Origin of the sequence: Sulfuricurvum kujiense DSM 16994 (assembly GCF_000183725.1) — a bacterium.
Lineage (GTDB): Bacteria > Campylobacterota > Campylobacteria > Campylobacterales > Sulfurimonadaceae > Sulfuricurvum > Sulfuricurvum kujiense.
The window spans coordinates 1,054,351-1,079,977 of sequence record NC_014762.1 but is presented as its reverse complement, the minus strand read 5'-3'; the positions used below and the strand labels follow the sequence as shown (position 1 = coordinate 1,079,977).

The 25,627-nt window shown below is 46.3% G+C and carries 26 protein-coding genes; 14 read left to right on the top strand and 12 right to left on the bottom strand.

What is annotated here, in order from left to right; genetic code table 11:
- Positions 1-142: 142 nt before the first annotated feature.
- From SULKU_RS05415 to SULKU_RS05405, 3 genes are all read left to right on the top strand, one after another.
- Positions 143-784: a GNAT family N-acetyltransferase gene (locus SULKU_RS05415; protein WP_013459934.1), complete on the top strand. Its 642-nt coding sequence runs from the start codon at positions 143-145 to the stop codon at positions 782-784.
- Positions 785-829: 45 nt separating this feature from the next.
- Complete coding sequence (locus SULKU_RS05410) at positions 830-1,108, top strand: peptidylprolyl isomerase (RefSeq protein WP_013459933.1); 279 nt, start codon at positions 830-832, stop codon at positions 1,106-1,108.
- Between the two features lie 80 nt (positions 1,109-1,188).
- A complete protein-coding gene (locus tag SULKU_RS05405) occupies positions 1,189-1,530 on the top strand; it encodes a c-type cytochrome (RefSeq protein WP_013459932.1) in 342 nt (113 codons plus the stop codon).
- An 11-nt stretch (positions 1,531-1,541) separates the two neighbouring features.
- On the opposite strand, the gene SULKU_RS05400 is transcribed toward SULKU_RS05405, so the two are convergent.
- Complete coding sequence (locus SULKU_RS05400; protein ID WP_013459931.1) at positions 1,542-2,951, bottom strand: SDR family oxidoreductase; 1,410 nt, start codon at positions 2,949-2,951, stop codon at positions 1,542-1,544.
- Between the two features lie 154 nt (positions 2,952-3,105).
- Between SULKU_RS05400 and SULKU_RS14995 the strand changes: the two genes are divergently transcribed.
- The 9 genes from SULKU_RS14995 to SULKU_RS05360 all read left to right on the top strand — a co-directional run bounded on the left by SULKU_RS14995 (position 3,106) and on the right by SULKU_RS05360 (position 10,580).
- On the top strand, positions 3,106-3,270 hold the full coding sequence (locus SULKU_RS14995; RefSeq protein WP_013459930.1) for a hypothetical protein: 165 nt from the start codon (positions 3,106-3,108) through the stop codon (positions 3,268-3,270).
- 43 nt (positions 3,271-3,313) lie between these two features.
- The gene (locus tag SULKU_RS05395) at positions 3,314-4,579 is read left to right on the top strand and encodes a BaiN/RdsA family NAD(P)/FAD-dependent oxidoreductase (RefSeq protein WP_013459929.1); all 1,266 of its coding nucleotides are present in this window, start codon (positions 3,314-3,316) and stop codon (positions 4,577-4,579) included.
- A 137-nt stretch (positions 4,580-4,716) separates the two neighbouring features.
- Positions 4,717-4,917 carry a hypothetical protein gene (locus tag SULKU_RS05390; RefSeq protein WP_013459928.1) on the top strand — a complete coding sequence of 67 codons (201 nt, stop codon included), beginning with the start codon at positions 4,717-4,719 and terminating at the stop codon, positions 4,915-4,917.
- Positions 4,918-4,980: 63 nt separating this feature from the next.
- On the top strand, positions 4,981-5,937 hold the full coding sequence (locus tag SULKU_RS05385; protein ID WP_013459927.1) for an HlyD family secretion protein: 957 nt from the start codon (positions 4,981-4,983) through the stop codon (positions 5,935-5,937).
- Complete coding sequence (locus SULKU_RS05380; protein ID WP_041666750.1) at positions 5,924-6,850, top strand: ABC transporter ATP-binding protein; 927 nt, start codon at positions 5,924-5,926, stop codon at positions 6,848-6,850. The genes SULKU_RS05385 and SULKU_RS05380 overlap by 14 nt, the downstream gene beginning before the upstream one ends.
- Positions 6,840-7,970: an ABC transporter permease gene (locus tag SULKU_RS05375; protein ID WP_013459925.1), complete on the top strand. Its 1,131-nt coding sequence runs from the start codon at positions 6,840-6,842 to the stop codon at positions 7,968-7,970. The genes SULKU_RS05380 and SULKU_RS05375 overlap by 11 nt, the downstream gene beginning before the upstream one ends.
- Positions 7,971-8,011: 41 nt before the next feature.
- Entirely contained in the window at positions 8,012-8,788 is a 777-nt protein-coding gene (locus SULKU_RS05370) for a polysaccharide deacetylase family protein (protein WP_013459924.1), read from the top strand.
- 111 nt (positions 8,789-8,899) lie between these two features.
- Complete coding sequence (locus tag SULKU_RS05365) at positions 8,900-10,084, top strand: DEAD/DEAH box helicase domain-containing protein (RefSeq protein ID WP_013459923.1); 1,185 nt, start codon at positions 8,900-8,902, stop codon at positions 10,082-10,084.
- Positions 10,085-10,166: 82 nt separating this feature from the next.
- Complete coding sequence (locus SULKU_RS05360) at positions 10,167-10,580, top strand: RrF2 family transcriptional regulator (RefSeq protein WP_013459922.1); 414 nt, start codon at positions 10,167-10,169, stop codon at positions 10,578-10,580.
- Here SULKU_RS05360 and cobA read toward each other — a convergent pair.
- From cobA to SULKU_RS05315, 9 genes are all read right to left on the bottom strand, one after another.
- On the bottom strand, positions 10,573-11,382 hold the full coding sequence (cobA, locus tag SULKU_RS05355) for a uroporphyrinogen-III C-methyltransferase (protein WP_013459921.1): 810 nt from the start codon (positions 11,380-11,382) through the stop codon (positions 10,573-10,575). The two genes, SULKU_RS05360 and cobA, sit on opposite strands and share 8 nt — an antisense overlap.
- Positions 11,379-12,686, bottom strand: a complete 1,308-nt coding sequence (locus SULKU_RS05350; protein WP_013459920.1) for an aminotransferase class V-fold PLP-dependent enzyme — start codon at positions 12,684-12,686, stop codon at positions 11,379-11,381. Before SULKU_RS05350 ends, cobA begins: the two co-directional genes overlap by 4 nt.
- A complete protein-coding gene (locus SULKU_RS05345; RefSeq protein ID WP_013459919.1) occupies positions 12,658-14,238 on the bottom strand; it encodes a nitrite/sulfite reductase in 1,581 nt (526 codons plus the stop codon). The genes SULKU_RS05350 and SULKU_RS05345 overlap by 29 nt, the downstream gene beginning before the upstream one ends.
- 10 nt (positions 14,239-14,248) lie before the next feature.
- A complete protein-coding gene (cysN, locus tag SULKU_RS05340) occupies positions 14,249-15,655 on the bottom strand; it encodes a sulfate adenylyltransferase subunit CysN (protein WP_013459918.1) in 1,407 nt (468 codons plus the stop codon).
- Positions 15,655-16,566 carry a sulfate adenylyltransferase subunit CysD gene (gene cysD / locus SULKU_RS05335; protein ID WP_013459917.1) on the bottom strand — a complete coding sequence of 304 codons (912 nt, stop codon included), beginning with the start codon at positions 16,564-16,566 and terminating at the stop codon, positions 15,655-15,657. The genes cysN and cysD overlap by 1 nt, the downstream gene beginning before the upstream one ends.
- Positions 16,567-16,757: 191 nt before the next feature.
- Positions 16,758-17,471: a phosphoadenylyl-sulfate reductase gene (locus SULKU_RS05330; RefSeq protein ID WP_013459916.1), complete on the bottom strand. Its 714-nt coding sequence runs from the start codon at positions 17,469-17,471 to the stop codon at positions 16,758-16,760.
- Positions 17,472-17,479: 8 nt separating this feature from the next.
- On the bottom strand, positions 17,480-17,710 hold the full coding sequence (locus SULKU_RS05325) for a DUF2061 domain-containing protein (protein WP_013459915.1): 231 nt from the start codon (positions 17,708-17,710) through the stop codon (positions 17,480-17,482).
- Between the two features lie 24 nt (positions 17,711-17,734).
- Positions 17,735-18,670 carry a cysteine synthase A gene (cysK, locus tag SULKU_RS05320; RefSeq protein WP_013459914.1) on the bottom strand — a complete coding sequence of 312 codons (936 nt, stop codon included), beginning with the start codon at positions 18,668-18,670 and terminating at the stop codon, positions 17,735-17,737.
- 222 nt (positions 18,671-18,892) lie between these two features.
- On the bottom strand, positions 18,893-19,450 hold the full coding sequence (locus SULKU_RS05315) for a precorrin-2 dehydrogenase/sirohydrochlorin ferrochelatase family protein (protein WP_013459913.1): 558 nt from the start codon (positions 19,448-19,450) through the stop codon (positions 18,893-18,895).
- A 134-nt stretch (positions 19,451-19,584) separates the two neighbouring features.
- Here SULKU_RS05315 and SULKU_RS05310 point away from each other — a divergent pair, with 134 nt between their 5' ends.
- Positions 19,585-20,154, top strand: coding sequence for a nucleotide-binding protein (locus SULKU_RS05310; RefSeq protein ID WP_013459912.1), 570 nt, complete (start codon positions 19,585-19,587; stop codon positions 20,152-20,154).
- Here the strand turns inward: SULKU_RS05310 and SULKU_RS05305 are convergent.
- On the bottom strand, positions 20,151-21,770 hold the full coding sequence (locus SULKU_RS05305) for a YcaO-like family protein (protein WP_013459911.1): 1,620 nt from the start codon (positions 21,768-21,770) through the stop codon (positions 20,151-20,153). The two genes, SULKU_RS05310 and SULKU_RS05305, sit on opposite strands and share 4 nt — an antisense overlap.
- A 108-nt stretch (positions 21,771-21,878) precedes the next feature.
- Between SULKU_RS05305 and SULKU_RS14340 the strand changes: the two genes are divergently transcribed.
- Positions 21,879-22,214, top strand: coding sequence for an SHOCT domain-containing protein (locus tag SULKU_RS14340; protein ID WP_013459910.1), 336 nt, complete (start codon positions 21,879-21,881; stop codon positions 22,212-22,214).
- Here the strand turns inward: SULKU_RS14340 and SULKU_RS05295 are convergent.
- Positions 22,211-25,381: a sensor domain-containing protein gene (locus SULKU_RS05295; protein WP_013459909.1), complete on the bottom strand. Its 3,171-nt coding sequence runs from the start codon at positions 25,379-25,381 to the stop codon at positions 22,211-22,213. The two genes, SULKU_RS14340 and SULKU_RS05295, sit on opposite strands and share 4 nt — an antisense overlap.
- Positions 25,382-25,627: the final 246 nt, after the last annotated feature.

Here is a 25,627-nt window from a genome sequence, read left to right as displayed (position 1 = left end):
GTACAAAATGATCGCCTATCCTGAAATGTGCTTAAAATTTAACCCATTCAATACTCTGTAAGCGGTTATAATGGACTCACTCACTTAAACTAATCGGCTCCTATGGAACTTTTTACTTCACTTGAGAGTAAAAGGATCCCTTATGCCTCACTATCACCTCGAATCGCTTGACCGTAACGGCTACATTGCTTCAACCGCACTGATTCAAGATTCCGAAACACTCCGATTTGCCGATCAATCGCTGGCATGGTGGGATCGACATTTTAGCTGGAATGCACAAGGGTGCAGTGTATTGTGCGATCAGGATAATAATCATCTATGCTATCTTTTCTCCAAGATCGACCGCTACGGCGAATACCTTATTTTGTACAACCTCTTTACACCGCTGAATGAACAACGCAAAGGATATGCAACACAAATACTTCATCTGATCATGGAAGAGGCCGTAAAAAAACATGTCCGCCGTATTACCTTCTCTTCGGTCTCCGCTTCATTGGACTTTTACCATTTGTTGGGATTTATCTACTGGGGAATCAACGATATCGGCGACTATTACTGCAATCTCCCCTTGCCGAAAGAGGGGCTGGAGGGGATTTTAGCTATGACGAAAAATAACGATCATAAAATGATGGCCGGTCAAAATCTAGCCAAAATTTATGCCAAAGTGTATGGAAATGAATCCAAACTCACACCGCAACAGCATCTTAAATTGATGGCGGATATTCTCAAACTCGGAAAAAGCTACGCCCATAATGAGCTTCAATGTTTAAAAGAACGTTCCTAAACAGAGAGGAATAGAGTAAAATTTCGAAAAATAAAAAGGATCATCATGGCATGGGCAACCGCACGTCATATTTTGGTAAGTACCGAAGCAGAGTGTAACGAACTCAAAAAACAAATCGAAGAGGGAGCATCATTCGCCGAAATTGCGGCTGATAACTCACAATGCCCATCAGGCCGCAAAGGGGGAGATTTGGGACGATTCAGTCCGGGACAAATGGTAAAAGAGTTTGATACCGCTGTTTTCAACGGTGATGTCGGTGTTCTCTACGGTCCGATCAAAACCCAATTCGGCTACCATCTTTTAGAAGTAACCGCCAGAGGCTGATCGTAAAAAATAATAAAAAAAATTATAAGCACCAACTAAAGATAGTCGTATTACACTTGTGAAAACCACAAGGAGTTCTCATGCGACATTCAAAAAAATTGTTGGCTCTTATCGTAACGGCAGGAGTTGTTTCAGGTCTGAACGCCGCCTCTATCAAAAGCGGAACCGTGTACACTAAAAATTGTGCATTGTGCCACGGTGCGAGAGCTGAGGGGAATTCCAAAGTTCCTGATGCTCCGGCATTAAATCGCCTGAGCAAAGAAGAACTCGTCACCAAACTTTCCGATATCAAAGGGCAAGGCTTTGACAATGCCCATGAACGGATGGAAAAAAATGCGAGAATCATAGAGTTGCGCGGTATGAAATACGATGCGCACGACATGGCGGAATATATCTACTCACGCTTCAATAAAGATAAATAATAGCTTTGCTATTACGCCCTCTCCAAAATTTTCTCGGCCATATTGGCGAATATAAGATGATGAAACGGTACGAGGGCGTACCAATAAAGACGGCCGCTGACGCCGTCAGGATAAAAATAGGCGCTTTGGATCAAATTTCCCTGATGAATTTTAAATTCAAGCCAAGCCGAACCGGGAAGTTTCATTTGTGCGTACAGCAATAGTCTTTCATTCTCCACTAAATCGACTACTTTCCAAAAATCAAGACTGTCTCCTATCCGCAAGCTTTGCGAATCACGCCGTCCTCGATTGACTCCGGCACCCCCTAAAAGTTTGTCGATTCCGCCGCGTACTTTCCAAAGCCAATCATATCCGAACCATCCGTTTCCCCCTCCGATTGCACAAAAACTTTTATAAACTGCCTCAGGAGATTTATCCCCCAGCGAAAGCACCCGACGATCAGTGAAAACAGCCGTAGCAATATCATGCGCATGGTCAATTTCCCATGCGCCGCCGCCGCTGTCGCTCCATCGGCTGATGATCTGATGATTCCGTATCTCATCTATCGCTTTTTCGACCGATGCTTCCAACCCCATTGGATGACGTCCAAACAACTCTTCCGCACGATTATTCGTCATAATGACTTCACTTTTAAGCCCCTCGATCAGCGAACTCGCTACACTGTAAGGGACGGGGGTAAACAAAGTGAGCCAATACGAAGAGAGCTTCGGTGTCAAAAACGGCACCGGAATCAGTCGGCGGTTCAGCCCCATCGCCGAGGCTGTACGGAGCATAAGCTCACCGTAGCTCATCGCTTCGCTGCCGATATCGATCATCTCATTTTGTGAACCGCTTAGTGTTTTCGCATCATCCAGATAGCCGATAACATCATCTACCCCGATCGGAGTGATACGGCTCTGTACCCAGCGGGGTGTAATCATAATCGGAAGTTTTTGAACCAGATTACGTATGATTTCAAAACTTGCACTTCCCGAACCGATAATTACCCCGGCCCTAAACCACAGGCATCGTACCTTATCGGGTCGTGAACTGAGGATTTCCCCCGTCTCTATACGGCTGAGAAGATGTTCGCTCGCACTGCTTTTCTCTCCCAAGCCTCCGAGGTAGATAATTGTTTTAACCTTATTCCGGATTGCCGCATCGAGAAAATTTTGAGCACTTTGACGATCCAGTTCCCGATAATTTGGACGTGCAAGGCCGTGTATCAGGTAATATGCGACATCAACCCCTTCCAATGCCGCATCGAGTGTCTCTTTTTTCAAAACATCGGCTTGAACGATATCGATATCTGAACGAATTTCTGATGAAAGGCTGGCTCGATTGCGCACCATCAGACGCAATGATATTCCCCCTTGTCCCATTAAAACACGTTTAAGACGGCGTCCGATGTAGCCGTCAGCTCCCGTTAAGAGTATCCGCATATTTTCCCTTTTTTCGTTTATCGTTTCGTATACTATAACAGATTGATTACTAAATTTTTTAATTTCCTTTTTGAATATAGTTCTTAGCCTATATAAACTACTATAATGAAATTATGTTTGTTTATAACATTTTATTCATTATAAAGGAGATCCCATGGAAACGTCATTGACAACATTCAGGGATGGTACCGGACGTTTATGGAACATAATATGGCAGGCACTGATACTCGGTGCACTCGTCGGCCCTCTGGAAGGAATCATCATCCATTTTTTGATGACATTTTTTGGAATCTTGGATACCCCTACTATTTACGGATAACCGTTCATTGATTGCCTTTAGCCTCTAAACGCTATAATGGCGTATGCAAAACTTTGATAAGACCTCTTATGACGTAATCGTCGTCGGTGCCGGAGCGGCGGGGCTGATAGCGGCAATTACCGCCGCACGGGGAGGTAAAAAAGTGCTCCTTCTCGAAAAACTCTCCAAAATCGCTTCCAAACTCAAAGCAACGGGGGGCGGACGGTGCAATCTCACCAATACCCTCGGCAATGACGAATTTATGTCCCGTTTCGGACGTGAGGGGCGGTTTATGACCCCTGCGCTCAATTGCTTCGATCATAAAAAACTCATCTCTTTTTTCGCTGAAATCGGTGTGGAGAGTCATGCGCCCGACGGATATCGGGTTTTTCCGCTATCCCACAGTTCGACCACAATCATCACGGCCCTTGAAGAGGAGCTGGAGCGCGTCGGAGTCACCCTTATCACAGAGGTTCGGGTGGAGCGTTTAGAACATGACGGCGAACGGATTTTAGGGGTCAGTACGGCGAATCAAACCTATAATGCCCCTCACGTTATCATCGCGACCGGAGGGCTGGGATATCCGCAACTGGGAGCTGAGGGAGACGGATTTGCCATTGCCGCTGCGGCAGGCCACAAAATAACCGAACTCTACCCCGCTATGATGCCGTTGCAAACCGCTGAAACATGGGTAAGCGGATGCCGCGCCGATACGATCCCCAAAGTGGAAATTCGCATCGATCTCCCCAAAGCCAAAAATATCCGTGCGTCAGGGGATCTCATATTCACCCAAACCGGTATACGAGGTCCCGTCGTCCTCGACGTTGCCCGCGAAATTACCCCTCTGATCGAGAAATACGGTTCCGTACCTTTGCTCATCAATATGACCAAAGGACTTAACGAAGAGCAACTCCGAAACCATATCAAAAATGAGATTCACAGAAATCCGGAACAACCGATTCTTACCCATCTCATGACCCTGCTTCCCGAATCACTCTGCCGTGCGCTGTGTACTCTCGCAAATGCCGATCCGGACATCGGATTCAATCAGCAAGAGGGGATTGTCAGAGACCGTCTCATCAAACTTCTCGCATGGACACCCCTCACCGTAATCGGACATGATGGGTTTAAAATGGCGATGATCACACGCGGAGGTGTATCGCTCAAAGAGATACGCCCCGAGAGCATGGAGAGCAAACTGATTAAAGGTCTCTATTTCTGCGGCGAAGTGATGAATCTCGACGGTCCCTGCGGAGGATACAATCTCCAATGGTCATTTGCCAGCGGTTATCTAGCCGGGCATTTGGGAAATATATCCGTACCTTCCTAACGTTAGATTTTTATATTTTATTGACTAAAAATCATCTCAAAACCATTCGCTTTTTGATAATTTTCTCATTTGCAACATATTTGCGACACTAAAAGGAAATAATCTGCTTCTATGAGTTAAAGTGCAGGATAAATAATATGAACCAACAACGAAAAAATTCTCTTAACATTGATCAAATCGATACCGAAATACAAGACATTATGAGTGAATTGGAAAGTTTAATTTCCGAAAAATACGAGAAAATGGATTATGAACAGAAAGTGGTAAACACCGAAGCATTTTTACAATTTTTTGATCGATTTATGGAGCAAAATCTACAGCCTTGTCCACCAATATAATTTGACTTCACAATAGCAGCGGCATCTAAACAATATTGTCTCTTAGGCGCTATAATAATTGGTATGAAAACAACAGCACTCTTTTTGCTCATTCCACTGTTTATATTCGGCGGATGCCAAAGATCCGACATTCAAACGTATAGCGGATATGCGGAAGGGGAATTCGTCAATCTCTCCTCTACCCAAAGCGGAAAACTCGACAAACTTTTCGTCAAACGGGGAAGTCATGTTTCCATCAATGAGAATCTTTTTGCCTTGGAGTGTGACAGTGAGCTTTTGACACTTAAGGAAGCAACTGCCGATCTCGCTGCAGCCGAAGCAATCCTCAAAGATTATCAAAAAGGCTCCCGCCCCGAAGAGATCCGCGTGATCGAAGCACAGCTCTCTCAAGCGACCGCTTCGGCGGAGAATGCCGCCAAAGAGTTTGAACGCAACAGCGCCCTCTCTCCTGCCAACGCCGTCTCAAAAACCCAACTGGACGCTTCGGAAACATTAGCCAAATCAACCGCCGCAAAAGTCAGAGAGCTCAAAAACAGCCTGAATGTTGCCAAACTCGCCAAACGCCTCGATCAAATTTCCGCTCAGGAGAAACGGGTTGAACAACTCCGTTCAGCGGTAAAACTGGCACAATGGAAAGTCAATGAAAAAGGGGTGAAATCCCGTTACGACGCTTTGGTATTCGATACTCTCTACCGTGAGGGGGAGTTTGTTCCGCAGGGGGGAATCATCATCAGACTCCTCCCCCCTGAAAATATCAAAATCCGTTTTTTTGTCCCTCAAAAGATTTCCGAATCCTTGCACATCGGCGACAATGTATCCATTGTCTCCCGCAGCGACGGCAAAAAAATCCCTGCACAAATCACCTATATCTCACCGGAAGCCGAGTTTACTCCTCCGATCATTTACAGCAATGAGACCAAAGAGAAACTCACTTACATGATCGAAGCGTATCCGCAAAAGAGTGATGCGGTTCATCTGCATCCGGGTCAGCCTGTGGAAGTCTCTCTTGAACGCCTCTGATGCCGTCATCGATGTTCGAGGTCTGAATAAATATTTCGGCGATAAACACGTCGTCAAAGACCTCTCGCTCCAAGTCGGACGGGGTGAAATACTCGGATTTTTAGGGCCAAACGGCAGCGGAAAAACAACCGCGATCCGAATGATGTGCGGATTATTGACCCCCGATAGCGGTGAAGGGCATTGTCTGGGATACGATATCCGTACCCAAAGTGATGCGATCAAACGCGAAGCGGGATATATGACCCAGAAGTTTTCCTACTGGGAAGATTTGAGTATCCGTGAAAATCTCGATTTCGTCGCACGGATCTATGAACTGGCCAACCGCAAGCATGTCGTCGATGAAGCGCTCGAAACCCTCGGTCTCACCTCCCGTTCCTCCCAATTGGCACGTTCTCTCTCAGGCGGATGGAAACAGCGTCTCGCCCTTGCCGCCTGCATGCTCCGCCACCCCAAATTGCTGCTCCTCGATGAACCCACCGCCGGAGTCGATCCCAATGCACGCCGCGATTTTTGGGAAGAACTGCATGAATTGGCTTCACAGGGGGTATCCGTCCTTATCAGTACCCACTATATGGATGAGGCAGAGCGGTGCCATAAACTCGCCTATATCGCCTACGGCAATCTCCTTGCACAAGGGAGTGCTGAGAGTATTATCGACAGCCAAAAACTTTTTACCTATGAAATTACAGGAAGTAATCTGATGGAGATTTCCAAATCGCTCGAGAAAAGTCCTGCAATTGAGCAAACCGTCATATTCGGCTCAACGCTCCACGTCAGCGGAAAAGACCCTATCGCGCTTGAGAATGCTCTTTCCCATCTCCGTTCTAATGCTATCGCAACCTCTTTGGAAGATGTATTTATCTATCTGATGAAACATACGCGCGATAATTACGGTGAGATTCATGAGCTTTAGTCTCAATCGCTGGTGGGCGATCGTCCTCAAAGAGTTTTTGCAGCTCAAACGCGACCGCGTCACGTTTGCCATGATGGTAGTCTTGCCTATCATACAGCTTGCCCTTTTCGGTTTTGCGATCAATACCGATCCGAAACATCTCCCGACCGCCGTCGTCGCCTATGATGAGAGTGAATTTACCCGCACGTTTCTCTCTTCCCTGCAGACATCGGAATATTTTGAACTCGATCCGCAGTTCGATACCGCCGAAAAAGCACAAACGGCATTAAAACAGGGGAAAGTGCAGTTTATCTTTACGATCCCGCCCGATTTTACCCAGAAGCTTTTACGAGGCGAAAAGCCCTCCATGCTTCTCGAAGCCGATGCGACCGATCCCGTCACGATCACGATCGCGTTGGCATCCATCGAGGGAATTTCCAAACAGGTTCTACAAAAAGATTTGACAGGAAGCCTCTCAACGCTATGGAGTCAAAAAGAGCCGTTCGATGTACGAATCCACCGCCTCTACAATCCTAACGGCATCAATCAGTACAATATCATCCCAGGACTCATGGGAACCATTATGACGATGACGCTGACCATGATGACGGCACTGGCCATCACCCGTGAGCGCGAACACGGAACGATGGAAAATCTCCTCGCCACTCCCGCACGTCCGTTGGAGATCATGACAGGAAAAATCATCCCCTATGTCTTTATCGGGCTTGTTCAGGCCACCATCATTTTATTTGCGTCCCATTTTGTCTTCGGTGTTCCGTTCAACGGTTCGATTCTCCTGGTCTATACCGTTGCACTCCTCTTTATCGCCGTCAATCTCACCATCGGTATCACGATCTCCTCTTTGGCGCGAAACATGCTGCAGGCGCTGCAGCTCACCATTTTCTATTTTCTCCCCAGTATTCTCCTCTCCGGGTTCATGTTCCCCTTCTCGGGAATGCCGATATGGGCCCAGCACATAGGGCAGCTGCTTCCCCTCACCTATTTTAACCGTCTTATTCGGGGGATTATCCTCAAAGACAACGATCTCTTTATGCTGTGGCCTAATATTTGGCCGTTAATGATCATAGGGGTGATTATGATGACACTGGCAGTCAAATTTTACAAAAAGACCCTCGATTAGAGGGTATAATGGCGTTTACTTTTTAACCGAAACGATACTGCATGACCAAATTTTTTGCCCTTTTTACCCTCATTTTCCAACTCTTTCTTTTTGCCGAGTCCAATGTCGTTTATGATATTCGCGGAGCATCACCGCTTTTGGATGCCAACATGAGCCAATTTCTGGATAAATGGCGTAACGATACGATCACACCCGTCCAAAACGGTATATATAAAAACGTCCTCGTCAACGGCGACCCTTCCCGTAAAAATATTGCCCTTACCTTCGATGACGCACCCGACGAAAACAACACCTATAAACTCCTCGATATCCTAAAATCACACCATGTCCAAGGGGCATTTTTCATGATCGGCGGAACGATGAGGGATACCAATGCCACCGTAGTTAAACGTACATTTGACGAAGGGCATCTGGTTTTAAACCATACCTTTAATCATCCACGTCTGAGTGATCTCAATGAAAGTACGATCGTCTATCAGCTCGACCATGCGGCCATGCGTATGGAAAGTATCACCGGACACTACCCTCTCCTAATGCGTCCGCCATACGGTTCGATCAATCCGATTGTCGTCGATACCATCAACGCCCAAGGGCTTACTACCGTGCTTTGGTCTCTCGATTCGCTCGATTGGACACTCAAAGACCCCGATGCCGTTGTCACCAATGTTCTCTCCAATATCCGCAACGGCGATATCATCCTGATGCACCGTAATCCGACCAGTGTCGGCGCCCTTGCGAAAGTGATCGAACAACTCACATCTATGGGGTATACCTTTCTGCGTTTGGATGAATTACTGGGAATAAAAGCGTACCGATAGAATTACGCTATAATTCCATAATCATTTGCGTCTTCGGTCTACGCTTGACATTCCCCAACGACCGCTTATCCCCCCTCTTTAATGAGGCTTATATACCCAAGGACTTCTTATATGTCATCGACACCTATCAAACGCCAGAATCATCGTATCCACCCGTGTAACCGCCCTCGCAAAAATGAATTAGTCCATTTTTTGATCGAACGCAATGCAGGTAAAACAATTCTGATCGTTACCTCCAACGACTCGGGAGAGCTTACGAGCCTCTTTACAGAAAATAACATCACCGTCCTAAGTGATACAGATTTGGCAAAAACTCCCGATCTGCGCTGTGATGTACTTATCAGCTACGACCTTCCTGAAAAAGCGATTCTTTATATGTCTCGCTTTGCGCGAGCCAACGAATATGCACTCATCACACTCGATGAGGAAGATCAAAAACGGCTCTACCCGATCGAGCTTCTAAACGGGCGCACCATCGTCCAAGAGGTGGTCAAAGGGTTCGAACCCGATTTCGGCATCGCCGTCGACAATCAGCAAAAAGCCGAAGCAAAAGCCCGCCGCGAAGAGCGTGAAGCTCGTGATGCGTCAGATCCTAGAAACCGTGATAAAAAACCTGTTCGTGACACCCGTCCTGAGCGCAAACGCGATGACGCACCTCGCAGTGACCGCCGTCCTGCACACGGCCAAGATGACGGATTCAGTGCAAAAAAACAGCACAACAGCAAACCGAGATTTGTCGGAAAAGATGAAAGCGGCAAGCCGATTTTCGAGGGCAAAACCCGCGAACGAAATCACTACATCGACGGTACACCGCGAAGCGATGCGGAAAAAGCAGCCCGAACCAAATTCAGCAGCAAACCGAAGTTTTTCGGAGACAAAGCGAAAAGCGGTGATGATTCCAAACGCTCTGAAGGGGACAAGAAGCCTTACGGTGACAAAAAACCTTACGGCGATAGACCGGCATTTGGAGAAAAGAAACCCTTCGGTGACAAGAAAGAGTTTGGAGATAAAAAACCTTACGGGGATAAAAAACCGTTCGGGGACAAGAAGCCTTTTGGAGATAAGAAACCCTTTGGAGAAAAGAAGCCTTTCGGTGAAAAGAAAGATTTTGGTGATAAAAAATCGTTCGGAGATAAAAAGCCATACGGTGATAAAAAGCCTTACGGAGACAAGAAACCGTTTGGAGAGAAAAAACCTTACCAAGATCGAAAGCCCTCAGAAGCTCCCGCCGCACCGAAACGTGCACCGCGCAGAATTGACGTCAAATCGTTCAAATCGCCGAAAGAGAGCGAATAATCTCTTCTAAATCGATGTCCTTAATGGACTATTAACGCTAACTCCAATACAATATCTCCACTATACCCAATAGGAGAAGAGATTGGCTGGTATTTCTACAAAAGGAAGCTATGGCCTCGCCGCCATGTATGAGTTAGCGCTTCATTACGGACAAGGGCATCTTCAAATCCGCGACATCGCCGAAAAAGCGAATATACCCCAAAATTATCTGGAACAAATTCTCGCAACCTTACGCAAAGAGGGATTGATTCAAAGTATTCGCGGAGCGGGCGGAGGCTATTTGCTGGCCAAAGCCCCGAATGCTATCGCGGTATTTGAGATATTGGTCGCGTTGGAGGGGGAGCTTTGCAACCCTACCGATGAGCGGTTGCAGCCGATTTTGCATCTCTACTGGGACCGCATTCGAGAAGACATGAAAAATGTATTTCATGAGACACTCCAAGACCTCGTTGATCAGGGCAATGCTCTCAATCAGCAATCAATGTATTTTATATAAATTCCACTTGTTGAAGCTGATATTCCGGAAGCTTTCCATGAAGGCTGACAACATCTCCGAACACGATAACCGCCGGGCCTTCCAATGTTTTTGCCGTTTTAGTCAATCTGCTTAGCGTCGTCACGACGCTTTGCTGATTTGCACGGGAAGCATTGGAGACGATTGCTACCGGAAGATTTTTAGGCACGCCCGATTTTAATGCCGCTTTTTGGATTTTACCTGCCAAACTAAGCCCCATCAAGACAACCGTCGTATGGTTTGAAAGTTGTAGCAGCGGCAACCACTCCGTATTGAATTCCCCCTCTTTAAGATGTGCCGATACGACGGAAAAACTTGCCGCATAACCCCGTGCGGTCGGAGGGATACCCGCACATGCGGGAGCGCTGACACACGATGATATCCCGGCGATTACATCGACTTTAAATCCCCTCTCCTGCAAAAAGATCGCCTCTTCGCTCCCCCGTCCGAAAATATAGGGATCACCGCTTTTGAGTCTCGCCACGCTAAACCCTTGCCCTGCGTAGTCGGCAATAAGATGATTGATTCTCTCCTGGCTGATGCTATGGTTGTCTTTGGGTTTTCCCACATAAATCTTGCGAGTTTCAGGTGGAATCAAATCGATAATCTCCTGCGGAATGAGATTATCGTATAAAACGATCTGCGCTTCTTTGATAGTCCGATACGCTTTAATCGTCAACTGTTCTACATCTCCCAGACCGCAGCCCACGAGATACACATTTCCTTTTCTCACCGAAAACGTCTGATTAGTTTCGGCTGAATTGTGTTGTATGATTTTTGTCATTCGAGCCTCTTTACTGATTTTTTAATCGCTTCCAATAACGCATCGATATCTTCTATTTCTTGCGAATAATGGATACTGATTCGCAGCCATCCCGGCCGCTCTTGAAGAGGCGTATCATCCTCCAGTCCTAATAGGTCATGTCCGTACGGCCCTGCACACGAACAACCTGCACGTGTTTGAAACCCTTTTGTCTGAGATAGAAGCGAGCATAATGCATAGGGATCGATCCCTTTGACATTAAACGACACGATTCCGATATTCTCTGCCTTACGACAGCCGTAGCAGGTCGATCCCTCAATCTCTTTAAGCCCGTCAACAAAGCGCTCGTAGAGACATTTTTTCCTCGCAGCGATCCATCCGAATCCGAGTTCGTTTCTAAGCTGATACGCCAAAGAGGCGCGAATAAGCTGCAATATCCCCGGAGTTCCCGCATCTTCACGATCTTCAATACCGTCTACAAAATAGTGGCTGGTACGGCTGACATAGCGTACCGTCCCTCCGCCCGCAAAGGTCGGCTTGGCATCAGCATCGAACAAATTTCTCCGAACCGCCAGCAATCCGCATGACCCGGGGCCGCCTAAGAGTTTATGAGGCGAATAAAACATCGCATCATAGAGATGACACGGGATATTCATATACGGCGATGAAGCCGCCGCATCAAAACAGACAATTGCCCCATATCGGCGCAGTATCTCCGATATCTGCTCATAAGGGGTAATCGTCCCCGTCACATTGGAAGCGACACAAAATGATCCGATAATCTCTCGATTTTCATTTATTTTTAAAATCTCTTCGAGCTGTTCTAGGTCAACCAGCCCACTGGCATTCAATCCGACCCGTACCGTCTCGCATAAAGCTTCCCGATAGCTGATCTCGTTAGAATGGTGTTCATACGGTCCCACGATAACCAAAGGCATTTCATACGTCGGCGGTAAAGAAGAGTATCGTGCGCGTGTTGCCGGCGGAATATACAGTCCCAGTATCTCCTGAAGCCGTTTTACCGCTCCCGTAGCACCGCATCCGCACGGCATCAAAGCAAATGAACTGTCCAGTCCCAGCAATGCCTTTAAATGCTCTCGGGCATGACGGTAATAACGATCCGTCGTTGCCGCCATAGTCGCCTCTTTGGAATGGGTATTCGCATACGTCTCAAGCACTTCGTGTATGCGCGCTTCTATCGGCTCGTACGCCAATCCCGACGCGGTAAAATCAAAATAGGTTTTTTTATGTACTCCGATCGTATTGCGGCCTATCTGCTCTAATTTGTCTCCTGGATCAAGCAGTGGACGGAACAGCTGTTTCATAAACGTATTTCTCCCATAAAAAATTTCCAAAACTGTTACTGCTGCCGGCCTCAAACTCATGAATCAACGATTCCACCAACGGCGCCACTTCATCCGCGGCAACCTTAACTCCCGTCTTCACGGCGAAACGGCTAGATTCCCCTTCAAGATGCCCTCCTACGATCAGATCGAACCCTTTGAGCCGTTCCTCACCGCGTTTGACGATAGCGCCGACAAATCCAAGATCGACGATATGCGGATGGGCGCAGGAGTTCGGACAGCCGTTGATGCTGATGCTCACCGGCTCATCAAAATCAGGGAAACGATGATTGAGGTATTCCACTACTTCAATCGCCAAATCTTTGGTCTCACTGACCGCGAATTTACAAAAATTTAGCCCCGTACACGCCAAAGTACGCGCTTCAAAAACCGAAGGATGCGGATGAAATCCCACTGCACTCAAAGTATCGATCATCGGTTCCGTCGCATCGGTATGAACGTTTAGAATCACAAAGTTTTGTGTCGTCGTCAGCGTAATCCCCTCGGCTTTATACAAATCAAGGATTCGTCCGAGCTTCAAGAGCTTCTCGCCGCTGATCCGACCGCTGGTGAGCGCACAGCCGATGGTGTTGTACCCTTTTTGAACCGTTGCACCGACACCGAAATGACTGCGTCTGGGATACGGGGTAAACGGGGCTCCGTCATATCTCTCCAAGGTCACATGCGACTCTTTTTCAAGCTCGCAGGCAAAGCGTTCAACACCCCATTCCTCGACCAAATGGCCCAAACGGGCTTTGCTTCGGTTGTCGCGTCTTCCAAAATCTCGGTAAATACGCGCCACCGCTTCGGAAATTTTGACGATGTCGCGCCGTTTAACGTATCCGATATGATCGGCAATGCGCCGATTGCTCGCCTGACCGCCGCCGACACTGACGCTGAAACGAAGTTCATCGCCGTTTTTGACGGCGGTAAACGCCAGATCCTGTACTTCATGATGGATACAATGTTTGTTGCATCCGCTCACGCCGATTTTGAACTTTCTCGGCAAATTTGAAAAATCGGGATTCCCCCGATAAAGATTGTTCAACGCTACGACCACATCCCTGACATCATCGATCTGATGGTAATCGATACCGTTGACCGGACAGCTGACGATATTGCGCGGACAGTCTCCGGAGGCTCCGAGGACACTTAATCCGACGACAGCCAGCCTTTCTAAAATTTCCGGCAAATCTTCGATTTTAAGCCAGTGAAACTGTATATCCTGACGCGTCGTGATGTCGCCGCTGCCTCGTGCGAATCGGAGCGATATCTCACCCAGTACTTCCACCTGTTTTGCGTTTAGATACCCCGCTTCCAGTTTGACACGAAGCATGTAATACTGTGTCTCATCCTCCGCTTCCTGGAGATTCCGGTTTTGCGTATAGATGCCGTACCATTTAAACCGGTCGACATCTTCAGGATCAATCGCTTCGCCGCTCTTGGCGTATCGATAGATGTCGGAAATAACGTCCAAACCGTCTTTCTCACGTTTGATACGTTCAATCCGCTCAGCTTTTGTTTCACTCGCCATAATCTGTTCCTTAAACGATTGTCGCGGCATTCCAATGCGGGAAATGCCGCCGTATAAGAGCATTCAGCTCAACTTCAAAGGCAGACGCATTGCTCTGCCCTTCTTTTTTAGACACTGCATCCTGAGTAATCATTCCGGCTGCCACCGTGTTGTTGGTGATTTTGTCAATCAGAATAAATCCACCCATCTGCCGATTCTCGTCGTATCGATCAAATGCAAGCGGCTCGGCCAAATTCAAACGTACCGATCCGATATCGTTCAGTTCGAGCTGCGTGACTTGAAATTTCTCTTGGGTATTGACATCGACACGATAATCGATACACTCGGCATACGCCATTGTTACACTCGATCCCCGTTTCAATAAAAAGCTTTTCCCCGTCGACAATTTCTCCTCATCCATCCACACGAGATTCGCGGTGATTTGATCGCTTTGCTCTATTGACTCACCCGACTTGCCCAAAACATTTCCTCGGCTGATATCGATCTCTTCATGCAATGTCAACGTAACCGCATCACCGCTGGAAGCCGAATCCAAATCACCCTCATACGTCACGATCGCTTTGACGCTGGCCTCTTTTAGTGAGGGATAAACCCTGATACGGTCTCCGACGCTAATCGTCCCCGATGCTATCGTCCCGGCAAAACCTCTGAAATCGAGATTCGGCCGGTTGACGTATTGCACCACCATCCGAAACGGAGCATCCGCAGCAGCTGAAGCCAAAGGGACATCTTCCAAAATATCCAGAAGGGTTGAACCTTCATACCAAAGACTACGCTCGCTTTTTGTCACGACATTGTCCCCATCCAGCGCCGAAAGGGGAACAGAATAGATCCCTTCAATCCCCAGCCCTTTCGCAAAAGAACGATATTCGGTATCGATCTTCTCAAAAACCCCTCGATCAAAACCGACTAAATCCATTTTGTTGATAGCAACGACTACATTTTTAATCCCCAAAAGACGGACAATGTACGAATGGCGGCGCGTCTGCGTCACAATCCCGTAACGCGCATCGATAAGGATAATCGCCAAATCGGCCGTCGATGCACCGGTCGCCATGTTGCGGGTATACTGTTCATGGCCGGGGGTATCGGCGATAATAAACTTGCGTTTATCGGTCGAAAAATAGCGATACGCCACATCGATCGTAATCCCCTGCTCCCGTTCGCTCTGCAATCCGTCGACAAGAAGCGCCAAATCGATTTTATCTCCCGTCGTTCCCGACTTTTTACTGTCGTTCTTGATCGATTCGAGCTGATCTTCGAATATCATCTTCGAATCGTGCAGCAATCGCCCGATCAGGGTACTTTTACCGTCATCCACACTCCCGCAGGTAATAAAGCGGAGCAACTCTTTGTGTTCTTGTTCTTTGAGATAGCCCTCGATATCGGTGGCTATCAAATCGCCTTGATGTGCCATTAAAAATATCCTTCTATTTTTTTCTTTTCCATAGAGCCTGAGCTGTCCGCATCGATCAGACGCCCCTGACGTTCCGACGTTTTCGTCAAAAGCATCTCCTGAATGATGTCGGGCAATGTGACCGCATCACTCACGACCGCTCCGGTCAGGGGATAGCACCCTAACGTTCGGAAACGGACATTTTCGATCGTCGCTACCTCCCCCTCATTAAAGGGAAAGCGATCGTCATCCACCATGATTTTTACTCCGTCTCGCTCAACAATCGGACGCGGTGCCGCGAAATACAACGGCACGATCGGAATCTGTTCCAAATAGATGTACTGCCAGATATCCAGTTCCGTCCAGTTCGAAAGAGGAAAAACACGGATGCTCTCCCCTTTGTGAATCCGTCCGTTGTAGATGTTCCACAGTTCAGGCCGCTGATTTTTCGGATTCCATCGGTGATTTTTGTCCCGAAACGAATAAATCCGCTCTTTTGCGCGGCTTTTCTCTTCATCACGGCGCGCTCCGCCGAATACCGCATCGAATTCATAATAATTGAGCGCCTGCTTCAGCCCCTCCGTTTTCATCACGTCGGTATGTACCGAGCTGCCGTGGGTAAACGGGCTGATGTTCTGTGCGATCCCATCAGGGTTCACATGGGTCAACAACGTCAATCCCAACTCTTTGACACGACGATCGCGAAACTCGATCATCTCTTTAAACTTCCATGTCGTATCGACATGCAGCAATGGAAACGGCAGTTTTGCCGGATGAAACGCTTTAATCGCCAAATGGAGCATCACCGATGAATCTTTGCCGATCGAATAGAGCATCGCGGGATTTTCAAATTCCGCAACCACTTCACGCATGATGTGGATCGATTCGGCTTCCAATGCTTTTAAATGTGTTTTTCTTTCCGGTGATATCATGGTCTACTCCTTTATTTGAACGCCAAAGGAATAAATCCCTTTGGCTACGCTAGCCGCTAAGGCACTAAAGCTTGCCTTTTCAAGGCAGAATTTTTATTATTTTTAGACAAAAATAGCCCAATCGGCCAAATCTTCGCGCTGCGATGCGCAATCATCCCCACAAATCTGCTTTAAAATTGCCAATAAAAACTTCATTGTTTTTCCCTTTTTAAATGGAGCCCGCACTCCTTGTGCTCGGGATTTTCCCACCACCATCTTCCGGCGCGGAGTTCTTCTCCCTCACGAATCGCTCTCGTACACGGCTCGCATCCGATACTCGGATAGCCTTGCGTGTGCAGAACGTTATAGGGAACTTTGTTGGTTTTAATATAGTCCCAAACTCTCTCTTCGTCCCATTCGATCAATGGGTTCAGCTTGATGAGGCCGTTTCCCTCATCCCATTCGATAAGCCGCATCGTCTCGCGTGTCGGAGACTGCGATCGGCGCAATCCTGTAATCCAGACTTCCAACTCACTGAGCGCACGACGAAGCGGTTCCAATTTCCTCACGTGACAGCACGTTTTTCGATTTTCGATGCTGTCTCGGAAGCCGTTGATCCCCTGTGCTTGATACATCGCTTCGAGCGCAGTGCGATCCGGACAGTAGACATCTACTTTAATCCCGTATTTTCGGTTCGTCTGATCCATCAGCGCATAAGTCTCCTCGGGGAGTCTTCCCGTATCGAGGGTAAAAATTTTTCCCAAAGGATCGATGTTTAAAATCATGTCGGTTAACACCTGATCTTCTGCACCGAAGCTTGACGCCAAAGCGATCCGTCCCTTATGGGATTCTAAAAAACATGCCAACAATGATTCAACCGCTTCATTTTCAAATCGCCGATTCAATACATCCAGATTGATGCTCATAACCTCTCCTAAATTTGGTAGTCGTTTTCAACGACTTTGATCCGACCGAAATTGGTTTTATCCCAAGCTCTCTCATGGAAGTAATACAAAACCATCTTGGTCAAGACCTCCACCGATCCGATCGAAACCGCCATGACCAAATTTCCCGTAATAAAAAAAGAGACGATCATCGTATCGATGGTTCCTACCGTACGCCAAGAGACCGCCTTGATAACACTTCTATAATGTTTTTCTTTCATCCGTATCCTTCCCCATGACGTTTGTCATCCGTTTTCAGAGGGAAATTCATACAATTCCGTACTCAGATACCGCTCGCCGGTATCGCACAAAATCGTGACAATGGTTTTCCCCTTGTTTTCGGGACGATCAGCGATTTTTTTTGCCGCCGCCACATTCGCTCCGGAGGAAATTCCGACTAAAAGCCCCTCTTTTTTGGCAATCTCTCTCGCCGTCTCAATCGCTTCGGCATTGGTTATCCGTACAATCTCATCGTAAATATCCCGATTGAGTACCTGCGGGATAAATCCGGCTCCGATCCCTTGGATTTTGTGAGGACCGGGACCTTCTCCCGATAAAACCGCCGATGCATCCGGTTCAACCGCTATAATCTGGATATCGGGATTGTAGTGTCTAAGAACCTCTCCGACACCGGTAATCGTTCCTCCCGTTCCGATCGCCGCTACAAAGATATCGATCTTTCCGTCCGTATCTCTCCATATCTCTTCCGCCGTGCTCTGACGGTGAATCTGCGGATTATCCGAATTATTAAACTGCTGCAAAACGACCGAGTTCGGTATCGTTTTACCCAGTTCGATCGCTTTGGCAACCGCTCCGCCCATCCCTTTTTCAGGTTCGGTCAAAACGATCTCGGCGCCCAAAGCGGCTAAAAGGCGTCTGCGTTCCAGACTCATGGAACTCGGCATTGTCAATATCAGCTTCAGCCCCAGACTCGCGGCAACGCTTGCCAGTGCGATCCCCGTATTTCCGCTGGTCGGCTCGATAATGACACTCTCATCGGTGATCTCCCCGCGCTGCAAGGCTTGGAGGATCATGTTGCGCCCGATCCGGTCTTTGACCGAACCTGACGGATTCATAAATTCACACTTTCCTATGACCGTAGTCGATTCATCTGAAAAATGGTTCAGCGTAATGAGCGGCGTATTGCCGATCAGTTCCGTAACATTGGCTGCAATTTTCATGTTCTCTCCTTTCACTCGATGAGATTCACACTAAATGAATGCTCATTCATTTTTAAACTGGAGAAATTATACGCCGAAAAAAAAGTATTGTCAAGTATTTCTACTGAATTAGTATGGTTTATTTAAAATCCGTAAGAAAACCCCGCAGTTTAGGGGCTTTTAAAATTCTAAAAAACAAGGGGATTTAGTATAAAAGGGGTAAGTAAAGTAAATCAGTAGGCTTTATTGTCCAAAAAAATCTTTGCAAATGCGTATAATTTTTTCCTGACGCTCTTTGCCGACAGGTTCGCTATGGCGAATCGAATCGACATGATCGATCAAATCACCGATCCCTTTTGGAATCAGCGTCGTCAAAAATTTCCGAAGCGCCGAGCTGACGGCGGGAGCACGTCCTGCGGTATTGATCCCTATGGTTAGATCATCGTTTACAATCAAGGCCGGGAAAATAAAACTGCATAAGAGCGGGGAATCGACACAATTGACATGGATATGGTTTTCCTTGCAATAGTTAAAAATCCTCTCCTGTTCAAACAGATCATCGAGCGCACCGATCACCAAGAACCGCCCTTCCAGATCGTTGATCGAGTAGCCGCGTTCATAGATTGCGATGGGATAGTGTCGAGCCAATTCGCTGATTTCGGGATGAACAGAGGGGGCAATCACGGTGAGTCTCGGAGAAAACTTTACAAGCTGCTCTATCTTGCGCAAGGCGACCTCCCCTCCTCCGACAACCAGACAATCACATTGTTCGAGATTAACAAACATCGGAAAATAAGCCATTTTTTTCCCTTTTTTAAACTCTTATGAGATGCATACCGCCATAGTAACCTAAACTTCTTTAGCGTAATGCCAAAAATTTTGACGATAAAATACTCTTTATGATACGATACCAAAAAAGTTAGCGAAGGTACTCCATGGCAATCATCTCAATCGCTTCGACCAAAGGGGGAGTTGGAAAGACTTCTCTGGCATTTTCTCTCGCCAAAGACCTGCGCTACCGCTACGCGACCAACGACATGTCGGTTGCCCTCAACAAATACAAAAATGCCCGCTATTATCCGAACAAAATCCCCCTTTATCCCGATACCGTCTATGACTTCGGAGGATTTGAAAATCCGCATGCGAATGAGATATTGAGAGAATCGGACATTATTATCCTACCGACGACGAACGATCTCAACTCCATCATGAAAAGTTTGATTTTTATTAAAAATTTCAAAGAGAAGCCGATCCTCGTTTTTGCCAATATGATCGACACCCCAGCCGATGCGGTGATGATACGGGAAAAAATTCACGAACATTTTCCCAATCTTGCATTCACCTATCTGCGACGGACGAAACTGCTGAAAAATGCGCTCGAAAGCGGTATGAGTGCAACGGAATTGTTTGAAAGCAACAACCACACTCAACATCTCTACAAGCAGGCGTTTGCCGAATATTCTAAAATCCTGAATCTCTTTGCTTCCGAACAAACCGGGTTTTAGAATCCGGCAGCTTTTTTCACCTCAAGACGATCATACATTTCGAGCATATTCATATAATCGCGGTGCAATGCACTTGATACCAAAAACTGCTCACCGCTTAGTATTTCCAGTGCTTTATCGACACGTTCTTGAGTATAAAGATCATACAGAGCTTGAGTGTAGTCATTCAAATCCAATCCCAGCTCTTCCATCCGGATAAGTTCAAGAACCAGATTCCCCATTATAGTGTTGCCGAATTCCAGATAGCTCACCGCTTCGTCGATATTGCCCATTGAAAGATTCAGCTGTGCTTTGAGCTCTCCGATCGTAAAATTCTCCTCGAAAATAACCCCTATGAACTTCTCGACATTCAAATGATCTTCAAGCGCTTCGATCTCATCGAGCACCGTTTCAGGATCATACTCGGCAAAATTCAAAATCACCTCACGATACATCTTGCCCCGATTACGGTTGTTATAGATCAGATCATCGATCGGATAGACTTCGGAAACTCCGGGAACGACGATCTGGCATGAATAGAATCCGAGGTAGTTGTACTCACGAATATAAAGTTCTTTGCCCATCGATTCAAATATCCCGGCAAGATAGGCAAATTCATCCTCGGTGGTATTGCCGCCGTATGTCCATGGGGCGAGTTCAAAGCTCTTTTTGTTACTTAAAAACTGTATCCCCATCTTGCCGTTGGAGTCGATAAAATGGGACTCGAGATTAAAGCACTCGGAAACAAGGCTCATATCAAACGTCGGGACTTCAAAGCTTTCCAGATTATCCAGCCCGCGCCCCTGCATCAGCTCCGTCATCGTCCGCTCCAACGACACTTCCAAAATCGGATGGGCACCGAAGGAGACAAACAGCGTCGCATTGGCGGGATTGATAAACGAAATCGCCGTTACGGGGAATTTACCCCCTAACGAAGCGTCCAAAACGTTGACGATATACCCGAGTTCCCGAAGCTTCTTCAAATCGCTGTAAAGACGTTCAAACTGTGATAAGAACTCATCATCGTAATGCGGCAGCGAATAGCCGTTTTTGATGATCTCGATCTTTGCGTACCGCTCCAATATCTCGCTCATCGACTGAACTTGTGCTTCTTTTGCCGTGTTACCCGTTGCCAGACCGTTACTGACATAGAGGTTGCTGAGGATATTGATCGGAAAATAGACCGCCTCATTATCGGAGAGCTTGCGAAACGGCAATGAGACGATCTTATCCTCGGTATCGCTGTTAAAATCGATCAACTCATCCATACTCAGCTCACCCTTAGGATCATAAAAACCCATCAGTTCAGGGTTCAGATAGCCCCCGTCCAAATCAAATTCCACTTCATCGGGATAATACTTCCGATCCGGCAGATGAAAATCGATAAAAAAGTTGTTGGTCTGAAGCCGCTCGATATACTCACCCAATGCACTCGCCGTGGAGGCTTCGGAATAGATACCCTTGCCGTTAGAGTAGATATGTTTCGGGGCTTCTACTGAGGCAAGATTGACCGAATAGCAGTGAGCCAAAGGGTGTTTCTCGCTTGAGTAGGTAACATTGCATCCCATATCGTTTAAGATGCTCTCCATCTTCTTGATGGACTCTTCGACCGGGGCATTCTTGGAGGCTAAATTCATAGTGGTTCACTTCATTTAAATTGTACTAAGTATAGCCAAAAGAGTTTACGTATTGTTATTATAGATACGTTACGATGTCAGTATTACTAAAATAAATCGAGGTTGCTTATGATGGAAATGATGCTGGGATTGAATCTGTTTTTAGTTTTTATTGTTATCGGTTTATTTGCGATATGGATATGGGCTATGATCGATATTATCACCTCCAAATTCAAAGAGGATTTGATGCAGATCGTCTGGCTGCTCGTCGTCTTCTTTTTGCCGTTTCTCGGCGTTTTACTCTATCTGTTGATCGGACGGACAATGAAACGTATTCCGCCCGAAGAGCAAAATCCGGCTGATAAATATGACCATCTTGCCAAACTCAAATCACTGCTTGATCGGGGAATACTGACCCCTGAAGAATACGAAGCGGAAAAAGAGAAAATACTCAACCGATTTTAGTCTATTCTCTTTGTAACCTGAGCCGTTATAAATTCAGTAAACGATTCAGGGCTTAAAGGCTTGCTGAAGTAATATCCCTGCACCTCATCACACCCCTGCTCTCTCAGATATTTAAGCTGTTCAACCGTCTCTACCCCTTCGGCTATCGCTTTTAATCCCAAAGAGTGTGCCATACTGATCACGGCATTGACAATAGCTTTGTCTTCGGGATCGGTACTGATATCACGAATAAACGACTGATCTATTTTGAGCTTGTAGACTTTAAATTTTTTAAGGTAACTGAGCGAGGAGTACCCGGTTCCAAAATCATCGATGGACATCCGGATACCTCTATCATGCAGATTATCCATAATAGCATAAGCACTTTTCGGATCATGCATGGCAACCGCTTCGGTCAACTCCAGTTCCAAATACTCAGGCGGCAGACCGACTTCTTCCAAAATTGTCGTGACCAGTTCCGGAAGATGGGGATGGCGAAACTGTACTGCGGAGAGGTTTACCGCTACGATAATCGGAGGAAACCCGCTATCAATCCACATTTTTGCCTGTGTCACCGCAGTTCGCAGAACCCATTCTCCGATCGGGAGGATCAGACCGCTCTCTTCGGCAAGGGGAATAAATTCGGCCGGTGAAATAGCACCTAACTCAGGATGATTCCATCTTAGCAATGCTTCTGCCCCTATAATATGGGCATCTGATATGTCCACTTGCGGCTGATACACGACATGCAGCTCATCTTTTTCCAGCGCATGACGCAGAGCATTGGTCAGTTGTATATTGCGTGCCAACGTTTCCTGCATCGCTTTGGTAAAGAATCGATAGTTATTGCGTCCGTTTTGTTTGGCTTGATACATAGCAGTATCGGCATTTTTGAGAAGCGTCTCGGGGTCGGTACCGTCGATCGGATAAATGGCGATACCGATTGAAGCGGTTACAATCAATTCATTTTGCTCAATCGAAAAAGGTTTCGTAATCGTTTCCAAAAGTTTTTCAACCACATTAGCAACCCCGTGTACCGAGGTGCTGGGGAGGATAAAAATAAATTCATCTCCCCCCAAACGGGATACCGTATCTTCTTCACGTATAGTTGATTGGATCCGTTTGGCCAATTCAATGAGTAAAATGTCCCCTATACTGTGCCCGAGCATATCGTTGATGTCTTTAAAATGATCCAGATCCAGAAACATAACGGCAAATTCACCGTCATGACGCTTAGCCACATTGATAAAATAGGTTATACGTTCAATCAATTGGACTCTGTTCGGAAGGCCGGTCAATAAATCATAATTGGCAAGATAATGTACACGCTCTTCCGTGCGCTTTTTCTCGGTGATATCATCTTTTATAGCCATATAATGGCTAAGGCTTCCGTCCGTTTGATAAATGGGGGCGATTTTGACCTCTTCGATAAACTCATTCCCGTCTTTTCCCCTATTGATAAACTCACCATGCCAGCTTTTCCCTTCCCTGAGCTGGTCCCACAAAGCAATATATGCGGATGGAGACGTTTTACCCGATTGAAACAAACGGGGATTTTTTCCGATCACATCATCAAGCGTATATCCCGTTGCCGCCGTAAATGCGGCATTAACATATTCGATATTCGCTTCGCTGTCCGTTATGATGACACTGTTCGGACTCTGTTCGATCGCTTGCGAAAGTTTTCGAAGTTCCCTCTCTGATTGTTTGTGTTCGGTAATGTCCTGTGCCGTCGACAATGCTCCGATCGGATGACCGTTCTCATCATTCAAAGCACGGCACCACCAAGCCAAAAGACGTATCTCTCCGTCACAGCGTCTTTGAAAACTTTCGACATAAATTATATTTTGGTCTCCCTCAAATAAGGGATTCGTCGTCTCATAGGTATCTTGTTCCCCTTCAAAATAATACGATGCCTCTTTTCCGATCACATCGTCTCCGAAAAAAGCGATACCGCTCTTGTTCGCCCAAATATATTTCTTATCATTATCCACCTGCATGATGATGTCCGGTACCGAATCCAATATGGCTTCATTCCGCAAAAACAATCGGTTAAATGCTTCAGCCGTTTTTTTACGCTCGGTAATGTCCCTCACAATTTTTGATAGCCCTATTATCGTATTACTGGAATCTTTTATCGGTGAAAGGGTTACGGCGACATCGACATACGCACCGTTTTTTGCAATAAATACCGTTTCAAACTGCTTTACAGATGCCCCATCTCTGATTTGACGAATATTTTCACGCTCCATCATGGCGGCAGAAGGGCTATAAAGAATTGACACCGATTTTCCGATCACTTCATCGGCCGTATATCCAAAAAGACTTTCCGCCGCCGCATTCCATGTCAGAATTAACCCATCCATAGATTTGGTAATAATCGCATCGGCAGAAAATTCAATAATGCTCGACTGTATCTCCCGATTAATAAAAAGTTGGTTTTTTTCTTCAATAAAGCGGATGAAATACAAAAGGAGAAAAAAGAAACCGGACAAACGGATAAAATGCCAATACCACCATGTCGCTCCCCAAAGCATTGAGTATTGAAAAAGAAAAGCTGCTGCCGAAAGCAGCAATGCAAGCGCGAAAAAATAGATGTCTTCATATTGGTGTTTTTGCCGGTAATAGTATGCAAAAGGGATCGAAGCCAAAAAGAAAAATATAGCAGAAAGGTTACTGACAAAAATCTCGCTGTTTGAAAATTTCCCACCAACAATCGGATCGGGAAGCATGTCATGCATATAGAATAACAATGCGGCAATAATGACTGAAATAACCGCAGAAACCAAAGGGAGTGCCGTATACACAAAATACGAAACTCTTCTTTCGGGTATAAAGACCGTAAGCATCAATAGACTCCCGATGAACATTCCGGTCGTATATAACCACACAAACATAGTCCCCGGAAGACTTATGGCATGAAAAAGCCCGATTACCGCGATAGCTATCAGTGAAAGCGAAACATAATGAAATCGGCTTAAATAATAGTTATTGTTGTTGTCAAACTTAAAAATGAAAAATGAAAAGAAAAGGGCGATAAACGAGCCTGACGTTTCCAATGCCACATGCAGAGGAACACTCTCCATCAATCCATACATTTGTAGGATCTTTACGCCGATCCCGCTCACTAAAAAAGTACCGGCAGCTAAAACCACTAAGCGATAAAAAATTGCAGTTTCTATTTTCATTATTCAATCCTGTTTCAAAAACACAGTTTAATGCAAATTATCAAATCACTTTGGTCAATACTCTTTTTACGTCTAAAAACAACACTTGTTTACCGGCACATAAAAAAAGATCAAAAATTTGGCGATTGTAACACAATACTACAATAACATCAAATCACATTGTTTAAAAAAGTGACTAATAAATAGTCAAGTATCAATTATGACGTTGAAAAAATTCAATTTCTGAAAAAATACTTAACCGTAATC